Genomic DNA, 23,892 nt, shown 5'->3' on the forward strand with positions numbered 1-23,892 from the left:
GAGGAACAACATGCGAAGAGCAGCACTGGTCGCCCCCGTCCGCACCGCCGTCGGCCGCTTCGGCGGCGGACTGCGCGACGTACCCGCGGAGAGCCTTGCGGCGGCCGTCATCAAGGAGACCGTCGCGCGGTCGGGCATCGACCCAGAACTCATCGAGGACGTCGCGATGGGGCAGTCGTACGCCAACTCCGAGGCCCCGTGCATCGGACGGTGGGCCGCACTCGAAGCGGGACTGCCGATCTCCGTCGCCGGACTGCAGACCGACCGCCGCTGCGGCACCGGGCTGCAGGCCCTCGTGACCGCGTCGATGATGGTGCAGACCGGGGCCGCGGACGTCGTCCTCGCCGGCGGTGTCGAGTCGATGAGCAACATCGAGCACTACACCACCGGGGCCCGGTGGGGCACCCGCGCCGGGTCGCTGAACCTCTACGACCGCCTGGACCGCGGCCGGGAGCGCTCCCAGCCGGAATGGCGGTTCGGGAAGATCAGCGGAATGATCGAGACCGCCGAGAACGTCGCGGCACGGTGCGGAATCGGCCGCGAGGAATCCGACGCGTTCGCCGCCGACAGTCACGCCAAGGCCCATGCCGCTTGGGAGGCAGGCAAGTTCGACGACGAGGTGATCGAAGTGAAGATCACCGACCGCAAGGGCAACGTCTCCGTGGTGGCGCGTGACGAGGGCATCCGCCCGGACACCACCGCCGAGTCGCTGGCGCGGCTGCGCAGTGTCGTCAAGGACGGTGTCGTCACCGCGGGCAACGCGAGTCAGCAGAACGACGCGGCGTCGTCGATGCTCGTCGTCGCCGAGGACAAACTCGACGAACTCGGGCTCGAGCCGATGGGTTTCCTCACCGGGTGGGCCGCCGCCGGGTGTGAACCGGGACTGATGGGACTCGGCCCGGTCGCGGCCGCGTCGAAGCTGTTCCGCCGCACCGGTGCGAGTTTCGACGACTTCACGCTGATCGAGCTGAACGAGGCGTTCGCCTGCCAGGTGCTCGGGGTCCTGAAGGAGTGGGGTTTCGAGGACCGGGACCGCCTCAACGTCAACGGGTCCGGCATCTCGCTCGGACACCCGATCGGCGCCACGGGTGCACGGATGACGACCACCGCGCTGCACGAGTTGAAGCGGCGGGGCGGCGGCAAGGCGCTCGTCACGATGTGCATCGGCGGTGGGCAGGGAATGGCCGCCGTCGTCGAGGGTGTCTAGCCCCGACCGGCCCGGGCGTCCGCCGGCTCCGATGCCGGGGCCGGTGGACGCGACATCACGTTGTTGACGAGCAGCGCCGCGAAGACCACCGCGCACCCGATGGCGCCGACGGCGAGAGCCGTCTTGATCCCACCCTCGGTGGGGTGCAGGTCCGGTGCCAGGTTCGCGGCGAGCACCGCACCCGCGACGGCGCTGCCGAACGAACCACCCACGGTGCGCAGCACCTGGTTGAAGCTTGCGGCGCTGCCGAGTTCGGTGTCCGCGACGCTACGGGCGATCAGGGCGGGCATCGCCGCGTACGTCATGCCCATGCCCATCCCGAACCCGAACATGCCGGTCAGGATTTCCCACAGTTCGTCGTGGGCGAACCACAGGAGCACGCTCGAGGCCGTCACGAGGCCCGCGCCGGAGAGCAGCAGCGTCCGCATGCGCACCCGCTGCGAGAGCGCGCGCACGAGTCGGTTCGCGCCGAAACTCGCCACCGACAGCGGAAGCATCACGAATCCGGCCCAGAACAGCGGCAGCGCGATGCCGTATCCGGTGGAGGCGGGCGCCTGCGCGATGAGGCTGCCGATCGAGAGTCCGATATACATCGTGGCGCCGAGACCGATCGCAGTGCTGTTCGCGACCAGTACGTCGCCATTGCGCAGCACCCGAAGGTTGATCAGCGGATTCGCGGTGCGCAGTTCCACGACGCACCACAGCGTCAGCAGAATCGCTGCCGCGGCGAAGAATCCGACGGTCCACGGAGAGGCCCATCCCCACCGCGATCCCTCGCTGACGCCGACGAGCAGTGACGCGAGACCCGTTCCGACCAGCAGCGCGCCGGGGACGTCGAGAGTGCACCGAGGTGCCCGCTCGTCCGGTCCCGCGGGAATCACCCGCCAGACGACGACGATGGTGGTGATCAGGAACAGAGCGGCGAACCAGAATGCGAAGCGGAACCCGAGAAGGTCGGCGAGGATGCCGGTCAGGGGGTATCCGAGCCCGAGGCCGGTGGTCACCGTCACCGACAGGCTGGAGATGCCGACGCGGGCCTCGCTGTCGGGGAGGTAGCGGCGGGCGAGCGCGATCGTCACCGGAACGATCCCGTACGTGAGTCCCTGCAGAGCGCGTCCGATCAGGAAGACGGTGAAGTTGGGAGCCGACGCGGCGATGATCGAGCCGACGAGGATCGTCGCCAGGGAGCACAGGAGCAGGCGCTTCTTGTGGGGTCCGTCGCTCAGCCGGCCCATGATCGGCGTGGCGATCGCCCCGACCAGGAGGTTGACGGTGAGCATCCACTGTCCCGTGCTCACCTCGACGTGCATGTCCTCGGAGATCGTGGGCACCAGCAGCATGCCGAGGGAACTGACGACCGCGGTGGTCAGGGCGGCATAGGCGAGGGCAGGCAGTAACCGGGGACGTGTCGCGGAGTCAGTCGGTGGGTGCATCGTCCACCAACTTGCGCAGAATCGGGACCAGAGAGTCCAGAGTCGTTTTCTCCTCCGCCGTCAACCGCTCCGCGATGGCGTGTTCCAGCCACTCCAGGCCCTTCGACCGCTCCTGCGCCAGCCTCTCGCGACCGGCATCGGTGAGTTCGATCCAGATCCGGCGCCGGTCTTGCTCGTCGGGGGTGCGCGCCACCAGGCCGAGACCTTCGAGTTCGCGCACGGCCGTCGCAATTGCCTGCGGAGTGATCCTCTCGGCCGACGCGAGCGTCGAGGCCGACGTCCGTCCGTGCTTCGACAGATACGCGAGCACACCTATCTTGCCGACGGAGATCGTCCTGCCCGCGGTGAGTTGTCGCCAGATCGGGCGTAGGGCTTCGCGAAGAACCTGCGCGGTGGACTGATCGGTGATCATGAGCGAAGCGTACAACCCAATTGATCAATTTAGTTGTCTAAATGGGGAGGCTCACACCGGGCCGCTGTGCTGCTGAGGGCCGCCGACGAGCTGGCCGACGCGCCGGCACGACTGACGAAGAGGGAACGCCAGGTCGCCGGCCTGATCGCCGAAGGCCTGACCAATCAGGCCATCGCCGACCGCCTGGTGACCTCACCCCGCACCGCGCAAGGACATGTGGAGCACATCCTGGCGAAGCTGGGCTTCACCTCCCGCACCCAGGTCGCGGCCTGGGTCGTCGAGCGAACGCAGGACTAGGAGCTGCGGGGCATGACGTTGTGGGTCGCCGCGGCGCGACGACGCCATCGCGGCGCTGCTGCTGTTCGAGCTGTCGACCCTCGGGTGCGCCTCGCATGTTTCTCGTACGCGTTCAGTCACGAGTTCGGCATGCCGCCGTCCGTCGTGAGCCGCCGAGAGGACGCATCCCGGAATCGGTGAATTCGTCTGTCACGAAACGGTTTCCCGTGAGGTTTCAGCATTGTCGCCGGAAGTCGGTGAGGATGCGGTCCCGCAGTGCCGGATCGAGTTCTTCGATCGACAGTTCGCCGAGGGTGTGCACCGTCTGTTTCATCTGGTCGACGTAGTGGGCGCAGCCGCCGCATTCGCCCACGTGCGTCTCGAACCTGGCCTTGGTCTGCGCGGCGAACGCATCCTCGAGGTAGACGGTGACGAGTTCGACGAGTTCCTGACAGTCCATCGTTCGTTTCGATTCCTTCACGGGAGTGCCTCCTGAGTCCCGCCGACCCAGCGTCTGCGGCTATTGCCACAGTGTCCGGAAGTGCCCGGATCGTTACACCGGATGGAACGGCGTGCGGATGCGTGGTGGCGACAGGCGCCGCGGGCGTACGGTCGAGGTCATGACCGAGGACAACCAGGTTGCGCCGTGGGACGACATCTACCGAGGCGATGCGAAGGAATTTTCGGGGCCGGTGCCGTGGAACATCGGTGAGCCGCAGCCCGAGATCGCCGCGCTGATCGCGGAAGGCAAATTCCGCAGCGACGTACTGGACGCGGGGTGCGGACACGCTGAAACGTCCCTGCAGCTGGCGGCGCAGGGGTACACAGTGGTCGGTCTGGACCTGTCGCCGACTGCCATCGCGGCAGCTCAGGCGGCAGCGGCCGATCGTGGCCTGACGACGGCCACGTACCAGGTGGCGGACATCAGCTCGTTCACGGGTTTCGACGGCCGATTCGCCACGATCGTGGACAGCACCCTCTTCCATTCGCTGCCCGTGGACCGGCGGCGCGACTACCTGCAGGCTGTGGCCCGGGCGGCCGCACCCGGCGCGTCCTATTACATCTTGGTGTTCGCGAAGGGCGCCTTCCCCGAGGGGCAGGGACCGAACCCGGTGACCGACGACGAACTGCGGGAGGCTGTCGCCGAATACTGGATCATCGACGACCTCCGCCCGGCCTTCATTCACGCGCTGCTCGGGCCGGAGGAGGCCGCGAACTGGCAGCGCGACGACAAGGGCCGGGCCATGCTGCCGGCGTGGCTGCTGTCGGCGCACCGCGACTGAGGCACGAAGCGGGACTTCGTCGACGCCTACGCGTGTGCGCCGACGTGGTCGAGGTGCGCCGTCATGCCCATCGCGGTGGCGGGATCGGTATCCCATCCGATGGCGGTCGCCGCGAGCAGTGCTGCCGCGGTCGCGGTGACCTGGGGTTCGGGGATCACGGTAAGGTCGCGGCCGGTGACCGCCTTCTTGGTCTCGACCCATCCGGGGGATCGGGACCAACCACCTGCGGCGTAGACGGCAGGCTGCCCGGGTAGGCATGCCGCGACTGCGTCCTGTGCGCGGGCACCGATCCGCGCGAGGGCGCCGAGAACCGCGGAGGCACGGGAGAGCGGTGACGTGGGGGCGTCGGGGGTGTAACGGGGCAGCGCGCCGCCTCGGCTGCCGGGGACGAACACCGGCGCGTGCAGGTAGTCGTCGGGTGGGGTGTCGCCGGAGATCATCTCCTGCAGGCGGGCACCGACGGCGGCGTCCTGGGAGGCCCATTCGACGTTGCGGGCGAGTTCCTCCACGGACAGCACAGTGGTTCCGGCAGAAAGGATTCCGGGTGCGACATCGAGGTCGTCGCTGCGGGGTATGCCTGCCTCGGGAGCCTGGGCGACGACGACCTCGGCGGTGCCCATCGAGTCGAGGACGGCACCGGGGTCCATCGCATGCACTCCCCAGCCGCCGATCGGGTGATCGTGGCCGCCGGCGACGACGACGGCGTCGGGGTCGATGACACCCGCGGTGACGAGGCGGTCGGAGAGGAACCCGCCGATGACGTCACCGGCCCGGCGCACCGGTGGCAGTAGGGCGGCCGTGCCGATACCGGCGGCCACCCGGTCGTCGATCCACCGCCGGCTGTGACCGTCCCACGCGGCGGTGCGGGCGGCGAGGGTGTCGCTGAAGAACGGGGTGCCGGTCCACACACTCGACGGATAGTCGGTGAGCGCGACCCACGACCGGGCCTGCGAGGCGCCGGGTTGGTCTGTTGCCCAACGCCATCCGACGAGGGTGCGTGCGGCGTCGTCGGCGGCGCAGAGTGCCGCGTCCGGCCGGAGCCGCGGGGCCAGGTCGGCGAACACGTCGGCGCGCCGGGTGTCGAACCAGGCCAGTGCCGGGGTGAGCGGGGTCAGGGCGTCGTCGACGAGCACACCGTCCTCGCCGACCCCGGCCACGCTCACCGCGTGCACCCGGTACGTGTCCGAGCAGATGTCGAGGATCATCTCCTCGATCGCGAACAGCAGATGCTGTGCGTCGACGGACAGGTCGACCGCACCTCGGGGAGTGGTGCGCCGACGCCTGGCGACGACCGCCCCCTGAGGTGTGAGCGCCACGACCTTCGTGTTCGTGCTCCCGATATCGACTCCGCACACCACCGGTGAGCGCCCGCTGCGGTCTCGTGTCATCTGTACTGTCCTCGTCGTCTGCCGTTGGAGTACCCGCTCAGGCGGGGAAACTCACCTTCCGGGTCAGGGTGCCGATCTCCTTGAGCACGCGTTCGCCTTCGCTGCGTTCGCGTTGCCAGATGTTGCGGCCGACGATGATTCCGCGGGCGCCGGCGCGCAGGGTCTGCCCGATGGCGTCGACGGTGTCGTTGACGTCGCCGGCGAGGGGTCCGCCGGCGATGACGAGGGGGACGCGGAGTTCGTCGACGAGGCGGGCGGTGCGTTCCTCGCCGGGGAAGGCGATCTTGATGATGTGGGCGCCGAGGTCGTAGGCGATGCGGGCGACCTTCTCCTCTTCGACGACGACGTCGTCGGTGCGGGGTGCGCCCATGATGACCGGCTCGAGGACGAGGGGGATGTCCCAGGCGTCGCAGGCGGTGACGATCTTGCCGACGCGGGCGCACATGGTGGCGCGTTCGCTGCGGGAGATGTTCCAGGGGAAGAGCATTTTGACGGCGTCGACGCCCATGCGGACGGCTTCTTCGACGGTGGTGATCAGTTCGTGGGAGCCGCCGCCGTCGAGGGTGGTGACGTCGTAGTAGGTGTCGATGGTGAGTACGCGGCTCAGGTGTGGGTGTTCGGCGAAGAATTTTTCGGTTTGTTTGACCTGTCCGGGGGTCATCATGAATCCGGTGACGTCGGTGTCGGCCCAGGCGGCGAACGGTGCGGAGGGGGTTTCGAGGCCCTTGATGCGGTCGAAGATCAGTCCGTGATCGACCGGCATGATGATCGCCGCCCGGTCGTTCGGCAGTGTGCGGCGCATCCGGTATTCCATGCTCATTTTCGGTTCACTTTCCTTCGTGGGTTTGTTCGAATGGTTTTCAGGTACAAAGCGGCTAGTGCGTCCAGGCTGCGTCGACCGGTCCGTCGTGACCGCCCACCGCGGCCGCCGCGCACTGGATCAAGAGGGCGACGGCGACGGCGCCGGGGTCGAGCACGCCGCGGGCGACCTCGCCGACGTACGACGCGCGGCCGCGGCGGGCCACGATGTCGCGGGTGGTCAGGGCGCCCACTCGCGCGGCCTCGGCGGCAACGTCCAGCGCGCGGACCGGGTCCGCGTCGGCGGCCGCCTGCTCGCTCAGTGCCTGTGCGGCGGGAACCAGGGCGTCGACCATCGTCTTGTGCCCGACCTGCGCCTTCCCGTACCGCTGCACGGTCGCCACCGCCGCGGCCAGTCCGTCGGCGAGTTCGGTCAGGGTCGGGGTGTCCCCGGTCGCGCAGCGGGCGATGTCCCGGAAGAACATTCCGAACAGCGGGCCGCTGGTGCCGCCGGTGCCGAGGAACCCGCGCGAGACGGCGGTGAGCCACGCGGTGAACGTCTGCGGCGACGTCGCGGCGATCTCGTCCTGGACCCGGGTGAACGCGGAGGTGAGGTTGGTGCCGAAGTCGCCGTCCCCGGCCTGGCGGTCGAGTTCACCGAGGGCGGTGGCCGCGCCGCCACCGGTGGAGGTGCCCAGCACCGTGGTCAGCATCGCGGCCACCCAGCGGGGCGCGAAGGTGGTCGGCAGTGCCGTTGCGGTCGTCGAGTTCATGTGTTGGGCTCCTTACCAATTCAGCGCGGGGGTCCGTACAGGGGCGTCCCACAGTTTCAGTAGGTCGGCGTCGACGAGGGTCAGGGTGACCGAGAAACCGTGCATGTCGAGGGAGGTCACGTAGGTGCCCACCAGAGTGCGTGCGACGGTGATGCCCTGCGCGCCCAGGAGCCGGTGCACGGCGCGGGCGGCGATCGACAACTCCAGCGGGTAGGCGCCGCCGAGCCCGTTGACGATGGCCAGGACGGCGGAGCCGCGCCCCAGCCCCAGATCCCGGACCAGCGGGGTGACCAGCATTTCGCTCAGTTCGTCGGCGGAGGCGTACCGGGCGCGGGAGATGCCGCGTTCGCCGTGGATACCCACGCCGAGTTCGACCTCGTCGGCGGCCAGGTCGAACGCCGGGCGGTCCTCGCCGGGGTGGGTTCCCGCCTGCAGGGCCAGGCTCATCGTCCGGGACGTGCGGGCGACGCGGCGGGCGGCGTCGGCCACCTCGGTCAGTGATCCGCCGAGTTCGGCGCGGGCTCCGGCGATCTTCTCCACCGCGACCACCGCCGCGGTGCCGCGGCGGCCCGGTCCGTCGGCGTCGCCGTCGGTGTCGGTGTCGGTGGCGAGGTCGTCGTCGACCAGCACCATCTCGGTGTCGACGGCGTGGTCGCCGGCCAGTTCGCCGGCGATGGTGAAGTTCAGGACGTCACCGGTGTAGTTCTTCACGATCTGGACCACGCCACGGCCGCTGTCGGCGGCCAGCGTGCCCTCGTGGACCTGCAGGGCGGTGGGGCTGGCGAACACGGCACCGGGGACGGCGACGTCGAGCATGCCGCGGCCGACGAACCCGGCGTGCAGCGGTTCGTGCCCGGACCCACCGCCGGAGACGAGTCCGACCTTGTCTCGGGCGGGGGTGGCGCGGCGGATCAGGCCGCGATCGGTGTCGTAGGACACCAGGTCGGGGAAGGACAGTTCCATGCCCTCCAGCGCCTCCGTCACGGCGGCGCCGGAATCGTTGATGATCTGCCGTTTCATTGCGGCGGCTCCTTCGAAATCGAGTACTGCGGTGCGCCGCTGCGCGGCACGGGTGGGATGTCGTGGGTGGAATGCCGGGCCGCCCCCTGGGCGGAGGCGGCCCGGCTGTCTGGGGGACCGCGGACCGGGTGTGGTTACCGGCTCGCGTCGCCGGTCACCGTGGTGTTGTTGTCGTGGTGGTCGATGACGTGGTGGGTTTCGACGTCCAGGTCGCTCAGGCTCAGGCCCTTCTCGACGATCTCCTGCGACTCGGGCGGCAGGGTCAGCCAGTGCACGCACAGCGCGGCGACCACGTACAACCCGGCGAAGATGATGGTGACACCGCCCGCGCCGATCAGGCCGAGGAAGACCGCGACGATCAGCGGGCCGACGAACGTCGCGGCACCGGCGCCGAGGTTGAGCACCGCGATCGCGTTGCCCTTCTTCTCCGGGGCCATCAGCGACATCAGCACCGAGATGGGGGTGAACCCGGCCAGGGTGATGCCGCACAGCGCGGCGCACAGCGCGGCCACCCAGTAGGCGCCGAAGGTCTGCGGCAGGAAGTACAACAGCAGGCTGCTGACCGCGCAGCCGAGGCAGCCGAAGATGCGGAGGGTGCGGTGCCAGCCGATCTTGTCGCTGACGATGCCGAAGATCAGGTTGGCGAAGATGTTGGAGGCGCCGACGATGAACACGAGACGCAGCCAGCCGCTGGTGCCGAAACCGAGGTCGTCGGAGAAGATCGTCGGCAGGAACACCAGGAACCCGAATTGCGGTGCGGTGTTGATGATCCGGATGACGCAGCCGAGACCGACCCGCGGGTTCTGGAACGCGATCGCGATGCTCGCGACCAGACTCTGCCCGGTGGTGGTCGAGTGCGGGGCCAGCCGGTCACCGCCGGAGACGCCGCGCAGCCCGATCAGGGCGAGCAGGCCGCCGGCGATCACGATGCCCAAAGACAGCCACAGCGTGGTGTATTCGCCGATGATCGGCTCGGTTCCGCTGGCGAGCAGCGAACCGAGGGTGGGCAGGCCGCCGGTGAAGGCGAAGTAGAACCAGCCGACGGCCGAGCCCAGCCGGCGGGCGGGACTCGCGGCGAGCACCCACACCAGGAAGCCGTACGCGAACAGGGGGTATCCCAGCCCGCGGATGCCGTAGCAGATCAGCATCAGCACGTAGTTCTCGGTGCCAAGGGCGACGGCGAGGAACAGTACCTCGAAGACGCCCCAGATCGCGAGACCGAGCCACATAACCCGGCGCGGGCCCCACGTTTCCGACAGCGCCCCCGACAGCCACGACCCCAACGTCACCATCAGGCCGTAGACGCTGATGACGATCGCGGCACGCGAGTCGCTGCCGGCGCCGTGATCGGCCAGATACGGTGCGATGTAGCCGGATTCGACACCGTCGCCGATCATGAAGAACAGCAGGCCGACGAAGCCGAGGAACAAGGTCGGGGGAAGGCCGATCCGTTCGATGAACGAGGCGAATCTGCCTTCGGAGATCTGATGTTGCATCGAAATGTCCGATCAGGAGTGGGGCAGGATGTGGACTTTGAGTGCCGAGTCGCTGTGCGCGGCGGCAATGGCGTCGCCGTACTCGGCAAGGGAGAACGTTTGGGTGACAAGACGTTCGACGGTCTCGGCGATGGACGGCATCATCGCGACGGCGTCGGCGAAGGAATTCGCGACCGACTGTGAGCCGACGAACGTCAGCTCGCGGTCGAACAGGTCGTAGGGGCGCAGCGGAATCGTCTTCTCGGAGCTGACGACACCCATCTGCAGCAGGGTTCCGCGTTTGTCGAGCAGGTCGATCGCGGCAGACACGGCAGCGGGGTGGCCGCTGGCCTCGAGCGCGACGTCCGCGCTGCGGGGCGGAAGGCTCTCGTCCGGTGCGAACGCGGCATCGGCGCCGACGTCGAGCGCGGCCTTGCGGCGGGCCGGGCTGGGCTCGACGACGTGGATGGTGCGAGCACCCGCGGCCCGGGCGACGACGACCGCCAGCAACCCGATCGACCCGGCGCCGAAGACGGTGATCCGGCGGTCGGTCAGTGACGGGGAACGGCCGAGGCCGTGCAGCACGCAGGACAGCGGTTCGATCAGCGCGCCGGCGGCCATGCTCATCCCGTTGGGCAGCGCATAGACCACCTTGGTGGGCACGCTCACCAACTCCGCGCACGCCCCATCCGAGGTGACGCCGATCGGCACCAGGTAGTCGCAGAGGTTCGGGGCGCCGGCCAGGCAGTCGGGGCACTTGCCGCAGGCCACGTTCGGATCGACCGCCACGTGCTGACCGACCGCGAAGTTGTCCACACCGGGCCCGACCTCGACGATGCGGCCCGCGAACTCGTGACCGGGCACCACCGGGAACCGGCCGGTCGGGTAGTCGCCGATCACCAGGTGCAGGTCCGTCCCGCAGACGCCGACCGCGGCCGGCTCGATGACGACCTCGCCGACCTGGGGCACCGGGGCGGACGTGTCCACCAACTGGTGATTCCCTTGCCCGTCGAGCACAACTGCGCGCATGTCGTTTCCTCCTCGCTCCTGCGCCGTTCGTTCTGTGCCCGTCTGTCGGACTCATCAGCGCTGTGACGGACATTACAACGAGGTGTCCATATTGTCTAGCCCATACGTACTGTACGGACAATATTGTTTCTGACGAATCTGCACCGACAGGTCTCACCAGCGTCGCCCGGCTGTTACATCCCCGGCAGTTCTGTTCGGGTGACGGTTTGGCGCCCCTAGGGTGACTGGCGTGGGTGGCGGCACGACCACATTCTTGAAACCGATCACGACGCTCCCGGTCTCGATCGACCGGCATCACGGGCACGTATCCCAGTCGTATCTTCGGAATGGAGGAATGGATGTCGCCGAATTGTCATGTCGCTTTTGCGCAACCGAGTGTGGAAACGATGGAGGGCCGTATCGACCGGTACCGGCTGGAGGAGGACGGCTACGTCGTCGTACGGGACGTGCCAGGTCGTCTCGCGGCGTTGGAAGTGGTTGGTTCCCTTGGTGATCTGGTCCCGCAATACAACGGGCTGCTCACGCACGAGGTAACGTACCGCCCGGGCAACGATCATCGGGCGTACTCGCAGAGCGCGAACACGATTCTGGCGCACACCGAGGCCCCGGGCTGGGATCCCAGCCCCGCATACCTGGCGCTGTACTGCCACCGGCAGGCGCGCTGCGGCGGCGGCCACACCGATCTGCTCGACGTCCGGCGACTCGTCGACGCCCTGGAACCCGCCGAGGTCGCTCTGCTGACAGATGCCGAACTGACGTTCCCCGGCCCGGGCGGCGGTGTACGCACCACGATGCTCGGCTCGGACGACACCGGCCGCGCCGCGCTCCGGTTCAGTTACAACCTGTTGACCGCCGCCGATTACGACCCGCACCGGGACTCCGACGTCGACGATTCGCGGCTGCCGCTCGGCCGGGCCGGTCGCCGATTGGCGCATCGCGTCAGCGACCTGTTCCACGAGCTGCGCACCCGCGTGCTGATCCCCGAGAATGCGCTGCTCATCTGGGACAACCAGCGCATGCTGCACGCGCGCTCGGAGTACGCCGACCGCGCCCGTCACCTCACCCGTTTCTGGGCCGGCGACCGGACTCGCGCATGATCATCGACGACCTGCAGTGCTCCGACGCCGAGGGGCTGGTCCATCTCCCCGGACTGCCGTCGTTCGATCCCGCCGACGAAGCGGAGAACGCCGTCATCAGCCGCCTCGCCGGCAACTGGCACCGACGGTCGACGGTGAAGCGCGACGAGCCCGACCTCGACGAGCTGTTCGACGCAGGCCGGGCCGACTACCCCGAGAAAATCGTGCCGTTCCGTGACCATCCGACGTGGCGGGCGATGCCCGACGCGCTGCGGTCGCGGCTGCTGAGCTGGGCCTGGATCGCGTACAACCGGCACACGGTGCTCGCCGAGCAACGCGTCGCCAACCCTGCGTTCGCGCTCGTCATGGACGGGGAGTTCCCCGGTCTCGGCGGCCAGGACATGGATATCGCCCTCGCCCAGGCAATGGTCGACGAGCAATACCACACCCTCATGCACATCAACGCGAGCGCGCTGACCAGACGAAAACGGGGAAACCCGTTCCCCGACAGCGCCTTACCCGAATCGCACACGTCGCGGACACACCGCCGGCTGCGCGCCCATGCCGCCGAACGCTGGCAGCGCAGCCTGACGACGCTGGCCTTCGCCACGGTGTCCGAGATCTCGATCAACGCGTATCTCGATCTGCTGTCCGACGATCACGACATCCAGGTGGTCAACTCCACCACCGCAAAGCTGCACAACCGGGACGAGTACTGTCACGCATCCATTTCCGACGAGATGGCGAAGCTGGTGTACGACGTGCTGGACCCCGACAAGCGCCGCTTCTTCCTGGACATGCTCGTCGCCGGGCTGGACGCGTTCGTCGCCACGGACTACTCGACGTGGGAGGCGATCTTCCGGATCGAGAAGGTCACCGGTTGGGAGAAGATGCTCGCCGACGTGCGGGCCGAGAAATCCGGTTCGCGGCTCGTGCGCGACTACAGCGGTCTGTATTCGCTGATGTCGGACATGAATGTCCTGGGCGACGTCGACTTCGACTGGGGTGTGGCGGTGACGGACAAATGACCGTGCTCGATCTCGACACCCGCACGGCCCTCGCGCCGCGATCGATCAGCGGCGCCCGGCTCCACAAGCTCGTCGCCGAGCGAACCGGCGACCCGATCCTGGGGCACGAGGCCCACGTGGTGTCCCAGGTACTGCCGTTCAAGGTGAGCAGCTACGTGGTCGACGAGTTGATCGACTGGGACCGCGCGCCGGACGACCCGATCTACCGGCTGACCTTCCCGCACCGCGACATGCTCGAGACCGCGCACTTCGACCTGATCGAGCAGGCCGTGGTGCTGGGCGATCGGAGCGCCGTCCGGCAGGCGGTCGACACGGTCCGGGCCGCACTGAACCCGCACCCCGGGGACCAGCTGAGCATGAACGTTCCCCGGCACGACGACATCGACGGTTCGGGCATGCAGCACAAGTACGCCGAGACACTGCTGGTGTTCCCCCGCCAGGGGCAGACCTGCCACAGCTACTGCGGATACTGCTTTCGCTGGGCCCAGTTCGTGGACACCCCGGATCTGAAGATGGCCATGTCCGGCCCGGAGGCGATGACCCGGTACCTCGACCTGCACCCCGGGATTACCGACGTGCTCGTGACCGGGGGTGACCCACTGGTCATGCGGACCGAATTGCTGGCCTCGTATCTGGAGCCGCTGCTCGAACCGGGGCGGGAACACGTCGACACGATCCGGATCGGCACGAAGGCCGTCTCGTTCTGGCCGTACCGGCTGTTGGCCGGACCGGAAGCCGACGACCTGCTGCGGTTGCTCGAGCGACTGACCGCCGCAGGCAAGCACGTCGCGATGATGCTGCACCTGTCGCACGTCGCGGAACTGCAGACCGATGCCGCACAGGAGGCGTTGTCCCGGCTGGCGTCGACCGGCGCGGTGCTGCGCGCACAAGCTCCCGTGGTGCGTCACGTCAACGACGACCCGCGCGCGTGGGCCGACCTCTGGCAGGCGCAGGTCCGCAACCGGGTCGTGCCGTACTACATGTTCGTCGAGCGGGACACCGGTGCGCGACCGTATTTCGGTCTGCCGCTGGCGCGAGCGGTCGACATCTACCGCGAAGCGCTGCAACGGGTCTCCGGACTCGGGCGGACCGCGCGGGGCCCGGTGATGTCGGCGTCGCCGGGGAAGGTCGTGGTCGACGGCGTCGTGGATCTCGACGGCGGACGCGCGTTCGCACTGCGGTTCCTGCAGGCACGCCGACCGAACCTGGTCGGCAAGCCTTTCTTCGCGAAGTACGACGAGTACGCACAGTGGTGGGACGACCTCCGCCCCCACGGCCCGCGCGACCGCGAATTCTTCGGTGTCGGGGGCAGCGCGTGAAGGTCACCGCGCACGAGATCAGTTTGACGCAACGGCATCTGTGGCGTTCCGCCAGAGAGGCGATTCCGGTGCAGCGGGGACTGGTGGTCGAGGTGGAGCAGGACGGTCTCGCCGGGTTCGGCGAGGCCTCCGCGTTCATGACCGACCACTACAACTCGGGTCTGGACCGGATGCACGCAGATCTGCGGCGAATCGCGCCACTATTGATCGATCTGGGTCCCGACGACCCGGTCGCGGTGTGGCGGGCGCTGTCCGCCGCGCTGCCCGATTCGCCGTTCGTCCTCGCAGCCCTCGACACCGCGGTGCACGATCTGCGGGCACGGCTGCTCGGTGTGCCGCTGTGGCAGGCTCTCGGCCTGGAATGTCCGCGGGAGTTGCGCTCCAGCTTCAGTATCGGGCTCGACGAGACCGACGTGATGGTCCGCAAACTCCGCGAGCGGCCGGGATGGTCGGCGTACAAGATCAAGCTCGCGGATCCGGGCGATCTCACCGTCGTCAAGGAACTGCGCTGCCATACGAACGCACCGTTCTACGTGGACGGCAACTGCGGCTGGGAGTTGTCCCGACTGCTCCCCGTGCTGCCCGGTCTGCAGGAACTCGGTGTGCAGTTGATCGAGCAGCCGTTTCCGCGCTCGGCGTGGCGGGACGCCCGGATCCTGAAGGAGCGCAGCCCGATCCCGGTGATCGCGGACGAGAGTATCGCGTCGCCGCGGGACCTGGACGCCTGCACCGACGCGTTCGACGGCATCAACGTCAAACCGATGAAGGCCGGGGGCATCACCCCGTCGCTCGCTCTGCTGCGCCGGGCCCGTGAACGCGGCCTGATCACCATGCTCGGCTGCATGCCCGAGTCGGCGGCCGGGGTGTCGGCGACGGCCCATCTCGGCGGATTGGCCGACCGCCTGGACGTCGACGCCGTCGACCTTCTCGCGGTGAACACCGGCCACGGACTGGCACTCGACGGCGCCGGCCGCGTCACCCTCCCGGATCGTCCCGGTTCCGGCTATCTCCCCGATCCGGCCGCCCACGGCTGGCGGGTGCGGCCGGTGCCGGCCGCCGACGTGCGACCGATCCGCCACGCGGTGCTCCGGCCGGGTCAACCGGCCGAGACCTGCGCCTACCCCGAGGACGCGCACGTCGGCAGCCGGCACTTCGCGACGCTCGTCGCGGGGCGCGCGGTCGGCGTGGCCTCGCTGTACCACGAGGATCCACCCGAAAGGCACGCCGTGCCCGGTCTTCTCCCCGGCCGGGGTTGGCGCCTCCGCGGGATGGCCACCCTCGAGGAGGTCCGCGGCACCGGTGCGGGGACCACACTGCTGCGCACCGTTCTCACCGACGCCGCGCTGGCCGGCGCCGACCAGGTCTGGTGCAACGCCCGCACGACCGCCGCCGGCTTCTACGTCAAGCAGGGCTTCCGGATTCTGGGTCCGGAGTTCGACATCCCGGGCATCGGCCCACACGTCTTCATGCATTGGAGTGCTTCATGATTCGCCGGACACAATCGGACACCGGCTCGCTGCTCGACGAGCAGGAGGCCCGCTGGCTCGCCTCGATCGCACTCGTCGAGGCGGGAGTGCCGGAGGACGACGCCGATCTGGTGGCCGACGCGCTCGTCGACACCTCCCTGCGTGGCATCGACACTCACGGGTTGCGGTTGCTGCCGCAATACCTGGACGAACTCGCCACCGGTGTCGCGAATGCCGCGGCGTGCCCGACCGTGGTCCGGGACCGCGGGGCCGGACTGCTGCTGGATGCGGACGGCGCACTCGGCGTGCTCGCCGGACTCGCCGCCGCCCGCCTGGCGGCCGACCGGGCGAAGGCTTTCGGCGTCGCGGCGGTGGGTGTGCGCAATTCCAACCACTTCGGCGCGGCCTCGGTGTACACCCGGCACCTGGCCGGGCAGGGGATGATCGGTATCGCAGTCACGTCCGCCGCCTCCCGGGTCGCTCCGTTCGGTGGCATCGAGCCGCTGTTCGGCACCAACCCGATCAGCGTGGCCGCGGGAACGGGGGACGACGGGCTCGCCCTCGACATGGCCACCAGCCAGGTGTGTTTCGGTGAGGTCAAGCACCGCCGGGCCGAGGGCCGACCACTGAACAGCGGCTGGGCCACCGATTGCGACGGGCGGCCCACCGCGGAACCCGACGAGGCGTACGCCCTGTCGCCCCTCGGCGGATACAAGGGGCAGGGCCTGGCGATGGCAGTCACCCTGCTGGGGGCCGTGCTGACCGGGTCGCCGCCCGACTGGCATCTCGAGCAAGTCGGTGAGGGAACCCCCGGTCGCAGCCGAGGAGTCGGCCATTTCGTCCTCGCCCTCGCCCCCGGAGCATTCAGCGGCCATGAGCAATTCGCGGCCGGGCTGGCAGACCTGCTCGGCACCGTCCGCGGGGCAACGCCCGCCACCGGGACGCCGGTGGTGGCACCGGGCGACCCGCAACGCGCCCACGAGCGCGAACGGAGGGTGCGGGGGATACCGCTGGACGCCCCGACCGCGGAGGTCTTCGCCGCGCTGGAAACAACTTTCGACGGAATTTCCGTCACCAGGAAGGAAGCGTCTCGATGATTCTCGTACTGATCAGCCCACGCGCGGCCGGGCTGCCCTTCGCCCAGTGGCTGCCAGAGGAGCGCGACCGGCTGGTGGCGGTCTGCGCCGCGGGAACGGATCCGGGTGAGGGGTTCGCCGAGATCGTCACGGTCGCCGACTACTCCGACGTCGATGCCGTGCTGGGTGCCGCTCGGGAACTCGCCGCGCGGCACCGGCCGACCGCGGTCTTCGCCCTGGCCGAGGTCGACGTGGAGCGGGCCGCCCGACTGCGGGGCGAACTCGGTCTGCCCGGTCTGGATACCGCCACGGCGGGCGCCTACCGGGACAAGATCCTGATGAAGGAATTGGCGCAGGCTGCGGGAATTGCCGTCCCGGCCTTCGCGCCGGTGCGCCACCCAGCAGACATCGTCGAGTTCATGGGGCGCAACGCGGGCCGCGTCGTCGTCAAACCGCGCAGCGGATCCGGCTCGACCGGCGTGTACGTACTCGATTCGCCGACGCAGGCAACCGGACTCGCCGACATCGTCGCGGCCACACCGTACGAGGTCGAGGAGTTCGTCGACGGCGTCGTACACCATGTGGACGCATTCCGCGTGGCCGGAGACCCAGTGGCCGCCATCGCCTCCCGCTACACCGGCCAAGGGTGCCTCGAACACTGGACCGACGCCCCGTTCGGCTCCCGGTCGGTCGACACCACCGACCCGGTCTGTGCGCGCCTCGTGGACGAGACCTGGCGGCTCGTCGACGCACTCGCCTCGCCGCCCACCGTCTGCGTGCACGCCGAGTTCTTCGTCACCGCCGGCGGCGACATCGTGCTCTGCGAAGTGGCCGCACGGATCGCAGGCGGGCCGATACCGACGATGCTCCGCCACGTCCTGGGCATCGACCCCCGGCACCTCTGGGCGCGGGTGGAATGCGGGCTGCCGACCGACCTGGACGCTGTCCGGGACCGGGTGGCGACCACCCCGCACGCAGCGTTCTACGGCGTGCCGCCGCGCCAGGGCCGGGTATCGCGACTGCCGGACGCACCGCCGGGCGTGCACGACTTCACGCTCAACACTCACATCGGGGACGACTGGACCCCCGCCCGGTATCACGAGCGCAAGTCGGCGGACTTCCTCGCCTACTGGGTGGTGACCGACCCCGATTTCACCGCACTGGGACACCGGCTGATCGACACCGCGGACCAGGTGAGTGCTGGATTCGCCTGGGACCGTGTCGAAAGCGAGGACGCGGCATGACCGCCACCGAGGTCGACGGGTTCACCGGCCACGTCCTGCCCCGCGGCGCCCGCCCGACCGCCGCCGACTTCGCGGGCATCGCCGACCCGGAAATCATCTGGGAGGACGCGCGGTGGTGGCGGTTCACCGAACGCACCGACCTGCACGAGGTGCGTTACCTCGAGGTCCGTGCGGACGGCCGGACCGTCGCGATCGCGCCGCTGCTGTTCACGGCGCGACCCGGGGGCCTGCTCTTCTACGACCCGCCCCGGCTGGCGGGAACCGCAGGGCCGATGGCCGAACCGGAGTTGCTCGATCACCCCGATCGGCTGCGCTGGGCCGAACTGACCGAGGCGTTGCCGGCCGCCCGCGAGGATCAATACCCGTCGGTGGCGCTCGCGACGTTCGGAAACCATCACGGGGTCGCGCACGCCCCCGGCCGTTCGCACGATCAGCGCCGCGCGGTCATGGCGGCCCTGCCCGACCTGCTCCATCAGGCTGGTGACGAACTCGGCTGCCGCAGTGTGGCATTGCTGTACATCGGAGGAGTGGAGGTCGAGGACGTGGACGGTTCCGCGTCCCGCGCCGGGTACACGTCGGCCCTGCTGGGCGCCGAGGGTGTGCAGGACCTGAGCGGCCACAATTGGGCGGAGTACGTCGCGAGCCTGAGCAAGCGGCGTCGCGGCCGGCTCCGCAAGGAGGTCGCGGACTACACCGAGGCCGGCCTGCGCACAGTGGTCCGCTGCGGTCCCACGGCGATCGACGACGAGGTTGTCGCCCTCCAGGTCGCGCACCGGGCCAAATACGGACTGCCCGGCGGAGAAGACCGGGTGCGACGCGATTTCGACGCCGTCCGTGAAGAATTGGGCGATTCCTGCGTGGTGTTGGGCGCCGAACTCGACGGTCGGCTCGTGGGTTTCGTCCTCTACCTCCGCACCCGCGACACGTTGTTCGCCAGGACAGCCGGATTCGCCCCGGGCGTTCGTGGCTGCTACCTGACACTGACCTACCACGAGACGGCGCGGTGGGCGGTGGAGCACGGCATCCGTCGCGTCCACTACGGCCTCGCCGCCTACGAGGCCAAGATCGCCCGCGGCTGCCGACTACGACCCCGCTGGGGCTGGTTCGCCTTCCGCGGAGAAGGCGCCGACAAGTATCGAGAGGCTCTGACGCTGCAGTCGCGCAGCATCGAGCGGCGGCTGGACCTGGTCGGCGCACCGGCAGTCCCCGTCCCGTCCCGGCGGCCCGCCGCCACCGAACCGAAAGCAGAACAATGGAACTGATCCCGACCGGTACCGTCTGGATGGACGGTGAATTCGTTGCCTGGGACCAGGCGCAGGTCCACGTGCTGACACCGAGTCTGCACTACGGATGGGGTGTCTACGAGGGCATCCGGGCCTACGCGACCGACCGCGGTCCGGCCGTGTTCCGGCTGCGCGACCACCTGCGCCGGCTGCACGACTCGGCACGGGTATATCTGCTGGACCCCGGGTGGTCGGTGGACGAACTCACCGAGATCTCACTCGAACTGCTGCGCCGCACCGGCCTGGACTCCGGCTATCTGCGACCGATCGTCTACCTCGGCTACGGCTCGATGGGTGTCGCGCCCGCGCTGGACACGGCTCGCGTGGCCGTCGCGGCGTGGCCGTGGGGTTCGTACCTCGGCGAAACCGCGGACCAGGAGGGCTGCCGACTCGTCGTCAGCAGCTGGCAACGCAATGGGGTCCACTCGGTCCCACCCCTCGCCAAAGCAACAGGTGCGTACGTCAATTCGGCTCTGGCCAAGGTCGGGGCGCTGCGCGCCGGATACGACGACGCACTGATGCTCACCTCCACCGGGCACGTGGCCGAAGCGTCCGCCGCGAACATCTTCGCCGTCCGCGACGGTGAGCTGATCACCCCGCCGGTCGGCGACAACATCCTGCCCGGTCTCACCCGCGACACTGTGATCACGCTCGCCCGTGACCTGGGGATCACGGTCCGGGAGCAGAGTCTGACCCGCAGTGAGCTCTACGTCGCCGACGAGGCGTTTCTCACCGGCACGGCCGCCGAAGTCGTCCCCGTGGCATCGGTGGACGACCGCCCTGTCGCGGCAGGCGGGTGCGGCCCGATCACCAAGCAATTGCGCGACGTCTTTCACGACGTGGTCCGCGGGCGCGAGCCCACCTACCGTCACTGGCTGGAGTACGCATGAGCACACGTTCACTGCCCTCGGCCGCGCCCGATCAGGTCGCGGCGGTCTGGGATGCCGACGGCCTCGGCATCCTGGAGGGCGCCGTCACCGGATTCGCGAGTAAGGCAGACCCGCTCGACGGCAGCGCGTGGGCGAATGCTCGTCGCGAGGAGATTGCCGACCGGGTGGTCGACGTGATGGCCGCCCGGGCCTGGTTCGCCCTGCCGGAGCCGTCGCACGGCCGCGCCCGGAGAGTGGCCCGGCGGTGCATCGCCTACTCGCTTGCCGCGGACACCGCCCGCGCCGACGGGAGCGGCACCGCCCGGGCCGACTGCTGGGCCCTGACCACCCATGCGTTGGAACTGCTGACGATTCGCGAACACTTCGACGCGGCCGCCCAGCGGTCCAGGGAGCTTCTCGGAGTGGCTCCCGAGGGAAGGTTGCTCGCGGCCTGGCAGATGGTGGACGACGCGCTCGGCGCCCTGAGCACCACCCGTCACGAATGGGTGGGGGCAGACCCCGCGACCGTCGCGGCCGCCGGGTGGGTGCTCGTCGACCGGATGAGCCGACTCCTCACCGCGGCGGCGCTGGTCGCGCAGTCCGCTGCAGCCGAGTCGTCCCCGGCCACCGACCTCCTCGTCAACGCGGCCCGCCGGTACGCCTGGAACCACCTGCGCGGGCCTGCCCCTGAGGCGGCGACCGCCACCCACGTGCAGCGGTCGGCCGATCTCGTGCAGGCATTCGTGACGCCGGGGACACTCCCGTGAACGCCCGCCTGCGGCGGCTGGGTGAGGCCCTGCTTCCCGACAGCCCGGCCGGTCGCACGCTGGCCGTCGGCGCCGGCATCGACTCGCTGGGCACCGGGATGTTCTTCGCGTCCTTCGCGCTGTACTTCATCGGCGTGGTCGGTCTCACCGCGAACCAGATCGCCCTGGCCACCACGACAGCGGGTGCGCTCGCGCTCCTCGCCCCGGTGCCGCTGGGCAGGCTGGCGGACCGGGTGGGGCCGGGCCGGTTCTACGTGGCCCTGCTGTTGCTGCGCGGCCTCGGCTACGGATGCTTCGCGCTCGTATCCGACTTCACCGGCTACCTCGTGCTCACCGTGCTGCTCACCGCGGCAGACCGGGCGAGCAGCCCGATCCAGCAGGCCGTCGTGACGGCGGTGATCGGCGGCCGCGACCGGACCCGGACGATGGCCACCATCCGCGCCATCCGGAACGTGGGTCTCACCGTGGGGTTCCTGCTGGCGGGCGTCGTCTTCGTGACCGGCACACCCGCCGCGTTCACGGCGCTGTTCCTGGGCAACGGAATCTCCTTCGTGGTCATCGCGTTCGCCGTCCGGCTCGTGCTCCGGAGGACAGGAACGGTCGTACAACGCAAGGCTCTCCCCGTCGGTCCCGAGCCGGCCGGAACCGCGGTGCGCTCGCCGTTCCGCGACTGGTGGTTCATGGTCTTCACGGTCGGCAACGGCGTCCTGTCGCTGTACGACACCGTGCTGATCGTTCTGCTCCCGATCTGGGTCATCGAGTACACGTCGGTGCCGATCGCCTGGGTGCCCGTGCTCATGGCGGCCAACACCGTGCTGACGGTGGTCCTGCAGGTCTACGTCGCCCGGTTCGCCGAGGGTACGGCCGCGGCGGTGCGACTCCTGACGTGGACCGGGGCACTGATGGCCTTCTGCTGCGGTGCACTCGCCGTCGGCCAGATGGCCGCCACCACGTTGGCGATCGTCGCCGTTGTCGTTGCGGTGGTGGCACTCTCGATCGCCGAGAACATCCACTCCGTGGCCGCCTGGGAACTGTCCGCCGAACTGTCCCCGCCGCCCGCCGTCGCCCGCTACCTCGGCGCGTTCAGCCTCGGCATGACGGGCCAGAAGGTCCTCGGCCCCACCATCCTGGTCGTGGTCCTGTTGCCGGCCGGGCTCCTGGCCTGGCCCGTCCTGGCCGGGACGTTCGGGGCCGCGGCGGTGGTCTCCCGGACGGCGGCGCATCGCAGTCTCGCGGAACGCGCACGGACGAGGGCACTCCCGGCCGGCGACCTTTCTGCCCTGTCTCCCTTCTCGACACTCGAGGTGAAGAAATGACCGAACACGTCCTCGTCGTCGGCAGCGGCCGCGACCTCCCGGGCCGGGTCCGTGACGCCCTGCCCGGCACACAGACCTCGGTGATCTGCCGACTGGAATTCGTCGCCAAGCTTCGCCGTCTGACCGAGCATGCGCGGGTCATCGCCGTGCGGCACGACGCCCCGGACGAGGAGTGGATCGCGCTGGCCGCGGCCGCGCACGCACAGCATCCGTTCACCCGGATCGCCACGTTCGGCGAACGCGACCAGGACCGCTGCGCCGCGATCGGGGAGGCCCTCGGCCTGTCCATTCACTCGCGCCGCACCGTGGCGTCGGTCCACGACAAGAACGCCATGCGGGCCGCGCTTCGCGAGTCCGGCGTCGACGGAACCGCCTCCGCCGTCGTCGCCGACGTGGATGCGTTGCGCGCCTTCGTGTTCGAACACGGGCTCCCGTGCGTCGTCAAACCGGTGTGTGGCGCGGGCAGTGCCGGGGTGGCCGTGGTTCGGGAGGAGGGCGCACTGGCTGCGGCGTTCGCGCGCGCCGGGGGCGATTTCGACGGCCTGACCACCAGCGGGGTGCTCGTGGAGCAGTTCCACGAGGGCCCGCAATTCAGCGTGGAGGCCTTCTCGGAATGCGGCGAACACCAGGTCGTGGCCGTCACCCGCAAGTTCTCCGATCCGGCGAACTTTGTCGAGCTCGGGCACGTGGCCCCCGCCGACCTCTCCACGGCGCAGGAAGAATCGATCCATACGTATGTCACGAGGGTGCTCGACGCCGTCGGGGTGGAGTTCGGTGCCACCCACACCGAGGTCGTGCTCACTCCGGCCGGGCCCCGGGTGATCGAAACCCATGTGCGGATGGGTGGCGACGAGATTCCGTCCCTGGCATTCGACGCCACCGGCGTGGACCTGGCCGAGTGCGTCGTGCGGCAGACCGTCGGGGAGAAGGTCCTCCCAGGGATCAGGGCCGCTCTCGCCGAGGAGCGGCCGGCCCGCTGTTCCGCGATCTGGTTCGCCGCAGTGCCCGTCGCGGGTGTCGTCACCGACGTCAGCGGATTCGACGACGCCCGGAAAGTCGAGGGCGTCACTGACGTCCAACTCCTGGTCCGGCCGGGCGACGCGGTCACCGGCCTGGAATCGTCCGATTCCCGGGTCGCGTACGCGCGCGCGGTCGGGAACACCGCCGATCGGGCGCTCGATTCCGCCCGGGAAGCCGTCGCGCGACTCGGGTTTCAGGTGCGCGTGGCCGCCGCGAGCACGGTCACGGTGTGATCGGCGTCCGCCGAGCACCACGGGATCACCGACCTGTCCGTGCCGGCAACGGGCCGGGCCGGGTTGGGATTGTTCCGCCGCTGCGACCGCTGACGTCTAGT

The 23,892-nt window shown here is 69.4% G+C and carries 22 protein-coding genes and 1 pseudogene; 14 read left to right on the forward strand and 9 right to left on the reverse strand.

The annotated features are described in order from the left end of the window. Positions 1 to 10 precede the first annotated feature (10 nt). Positions 11 to 1,207, forward strand: a complete 1,197-nt coding sequence (locus tag CJ179_RS13080; RefSeq protein ID WP_072944577.1) for an acetyl-CoA C-acetyltransferase — start codon at positions 11 to 13, stop codon at positions 1,205 to 1,207. On the opposite strand, the gene CJ179_RS13085 is transcribed toward CJ179_RS13080, so the two are convergent. Continuing rightward, positions 1,204 to 2,640 (reverse strand): MFS transporter, encoded by a 1,437-nt coding sequence (locus CJ179_RS13085; RefSeq protein WP_095861815.1) that lies wholly within the window; start codon positions 2,638 to 2,640, stop codon positions 1,204 to 1,206. The genes CJ179_RS13080 and CJ179_RS13085 overlap by 4 nt on opposite strands. Next, the gene (locus CJ179_RS13090; protein ID WP_095861816.1) at positions 2,624 to 3,052 is read right to left on the reverse strand and encodes a MarR family winged helix-turn-helix transcriptional regulator; all 429 of its coding nucleotides are present in this window, start codon (positions 3,050 to 3,052) and stop codon (positions 2,624 to 2,626) included. The genes CJ179_RS13085 and CJ179_RS13090 overlap by 17 nt, the downstream gene beginning before the upstream one ends. A 96-nt stretch (positions 3,053 to 3,148) precedes the next feature. Between CJ179_RS13090 and CJ179_RS13095 the strand changes: the two are divergent. Beyond that, positions 3,149 to 3,349 (forward strand): annotated as a pseudogene (locus CJ179_RS13095) (response regulator transcription factor); the annotation flags it as partial. A gap of 214 nt (positions 3,350 to 3,563) precedes the next feature. Here CJ179_RS13095 and CJ179_RS13100 read toward each other — a convergent pair. After that, positions 3,564 to 3,788, reverse strand: coding sequence for an anti-sigma factor (locus tag CJ179_RS13100; RefSeq protein ID WP_072944583.1), 225 nt, complete (start codon positions 3,786 to 3,788; stop codon positions 3,564 to 3,566). 160 nt (positions 3,789 to 3,948) lie between these two features. On the opposite strand from CJ179_RS13100, the gene CJ179_RS13105 reads away from it, so the two are divergent. After that, positions 3,949 to 4,611 carry a class I SAM-dependent methyltransferase gene (locus tag CJ179_RS13105; protein WP_072944622.1) on the forward strand — a complete coding sequence of 221 codons (663 nt, stop codon included), beginning with the start codon at positions 3,949 to 3,951 and terminating at the stop codon, positions 4,609 to 4,611. Between the two features lie 26 nt (positions 4,612 to 4,637). On the opposite strand, the gene CJ179_RS13110 is transcribed toward CJ179_RS13105, so the two are convergent. The 6 genes from CJ179_RS13110 to CJ179_RS13135 all read right to left on the reverse strand — a co-directional run bounded on the left by CJ179_RS13110 (position 4,638) and on the right by CJ179_RS13135 (position 11,094). Next, on the reverse strand, positions 4,638 to 5,999 hold the full coding sequence (locus tag CJ179_RS13110) for an FGGY family carbohydrate kinase (RefSeq protein ID WP_095861817.1): 1,362 nt from the start codon (positions 5,997 to 5,999) through the stop codon (positions 4,638 to 4,640). Positions 6,000 to 6,036: 37 nt separating this feature from the next. Further along, positions 6,037 to 6,819 carry a class I fructose-bisphosphate aldolase gene (locus tag CJ179_RS13115; RefSeq protein WP_095861818.1) on the reverse strand — a complete coding sequence of 261 codons (783 nt, stop codon included), beginning with the start codon at positions 6,817 to 6,819 and terminating at the stop codon, positions 6,037 to 6,039. A gap of 55 nt (positions 6,820 to 6,874) precedes the next feature. Next, complete coding sequence (dhaL, locus tag CJ179_RS13120) at positions 6,875 to 7,570, reverse strand: dihydroxyacetone kinase subunit DhaL (RefSeq protein ID WP_218834812.1); 696 nt, start codon at positions 7,568 to 7,570, stop codon at positions 6,875 to 6,877. A gap of 12 nt (positions 7,571 to 7,582) precedes the next feature. Beyond that, entirely contained in the window at positions 7,583 to 8,590 is a 1,008-nt protein-coding gene (locus tag CJ179_RS13125; RefSeq protein ID WP_095861819.1) for a dihydroxyacetone kinase subunit DhaK, read from the reverse strand. Positions 8,591 to 8,724: 134 nt separating this feature from the next. Continuing rightward, positions 8,725 to 10,086, reverse strand: coding sequence for an MFS transporter (locus tag CJ179_RS13130; protein ID WP_095861820.1), 1,362 nt, complete (start codon positions 10,084 to 10,086; stop codon positions 8,725 to 8,727). 12 nt (positions 10,087 to 10,098) lie between these two features. Beyond that, complete coding sequence (locus tag CJ179_RS13135; RefSeq protein WP_095861821.1) at positions 10,099 to 11,094, reverse strand: alcohol dehydrogenase catalytic domain-containing protein; 996 nt, start codon at positions 11,092 to 11,094, stop codon at positions 10,099 to 10,101. A gap of 386 nt (positions 11,095 to 11,480) precedes the next feature. Between CJ179_RS13135 and CJ179_RS13140 the strand changes: the two genes are divergently transcribed. The 11 genes from CJ179_RS13140 to CJ179_RS13190 are packed head-to-tail and all read left to right on the forward strand — an operon-like array spanning position 11,481 to position 23,791. Next, complete coding sequence (locus CJ179_RS13140) at positions 11,481 to 12,191, forward strand: TauD/TfdA family dioxygenase (RefSeq protein ID WP_244163706.1); 711 nt, start codon at positions 11,481 to 11,483, stop codon at positions 12,189 to 12,191. Beyond that, positions 12,188 to 13,198, forward strand: a complete 1,011-nt coding sequence (locus CJ179_RS13145; protein WP_095861822.1) for a diiron oxygenase — start codon at positions 12,188 to 12,190, stop codon at positions 13,196 to 13,198. The genes CJ179_RS13140 and CJ179_RS13145 overlap by 4 nt, the downstream gene beginning before the upstream one ends. Then, positions 13,195 to 14,517, forward strand: a complete 1,323-nt coding sequence (locus CJ179_RS13150) for a KamA family radical SAM protein (RefSeq protein WP_095861823.1) — start codon at positions 13,195 to 13,197, stop codon at positions 14,515 to 14,517. Before CJ179_RS13145 ends, CJ179_RS13150 begins: the two co-directional genes overlap by 4 nt. Beyond that, complete coding sequence (locus CJ179_RS13155) at positions 14,514 to 16,004, forward strand: GNAT family N-acetyltransferase (RefSeq protein ID WP_095861824.1); 1,491 nt, start codon at positions 14,514 to 14,516, stop codon at positions 16,002 to 16,004. The genes CJ179_RS13150 and CJ179_RS13155 overlap by 4 nt, the downstream gene beginning before the upstream one ends. Beyond that, positions 16,001 to 17,080 (forward strand): Ldh family oxidoreductase, encoded by a 1,080-nt coding sequence (locus CJ179_RS13160; protein ID WP_095861825.1) that lies wholly within the window; start codon positions 16,001 to 16,003, stop codon positions 17,078 to 17,080. Before CJ179_RS13155 ends, CJ179_RS13160 begins: the two co-directional genes overlap by 4 nt. Next, positions 17,077 to 18,303, forward strand: a complete 1,227-nt coding sequence (locus tag CJ179_RS13165) for an acetyl-CoA carboxylase biotin carboxylase subunit family protein (protein WP_095861826.1) — start codon at positions 17,077 to 17,079, stop codon at positions 18,301 to 18,303. The genes CJ179_RS13160 and CJ179_RS13165 overlap by 4 nt, the downstream gene beginning before the upstream one ends. Beyond that, a complete protein-coding gene (locus tag CJ179_RS13170) occupies positions 18,300 to 19,565 on the forward strand; it encodes a GNAT family N-acetyltransferase (RefSeq protein WP_095861827.1) in 1,266 nt (421 codons plus the stop codon). Before CJ179_RS13165 ends, CJ179_RS13170 begins: the two co-directional genes overlap by 4 nt. Continuing rightward, a complete protein-coding gene (locus CJ179_RS13175) occupies positions 19,556 to 20,476 on the forward strand; it encodes a branched-chain amino acid transaminase (protein WP_095861828.1) in 921 nt (306 codons plus the stop codon). Before CJ179_RS13170 ends, CJ179_RS13175 begins: the two co-directional genes overlap by 10 nt. Next, the gene (locus tag CJ179_RS13180) at positions 20,473 to 21,222 is read left to right on the forward strand and encodes a hypothetical protein (RefSeq protein ID WP_095861829.1); all 750 of its coding nucleotides are present in this window, start codon (positions 20,473 to 20,475) and stop codon (positions 21,220 to 21,222) included. The genes CJ179_RS13175 and CJ179_RS13180 overlap by 4 nt, the downstream gene beginning before the upstream one ends. Further along, on the forward strand, positions 21,219 to 22,538 hold the full coding sequence (locus CJ179_RS13185) for an MFS transporter (protein ID WP_095861830.1): 1,320 nt from the start codon (positions 21,219 to 21,221) through the stop codon (positions 22,536 to 22,538). The genes CJ179_RS13180 and CJ179_RS13185 overlap by 4 nt, the downstream gene beginning before the upstream one ends. Further along, the gene (locus CJ179_RS13190) at positions 22,535 to 23,791 is read left to right on the forward strand and encodes an ATP-grasp domain-containing protein (RefSeq protein ID WP_095861831.1); all 1,257 of its coding nucleotides are present in this window, start codon (positions 22,535 to 22,537) and stop codon (positions 23,789 to 23,791) included. The genes CJ179_RS13185 and CJ179_RS13190 overlap by 4 nt, the downstream gene beginning before the upstream one ends. Positions 23,792 to 23,892: the final 101 nt, after the last annotated feature.

It is taken from the genome of Rhodococcus sp. ACS1 (genome assembly GCF_002300155.1).
GTDB lineage: Bacteria > Actinomycetota > Actinomycetes > Mycobacteriales > Mycobacteriaceae > Rhodococcus_F > Rhodococcus_F koreensis.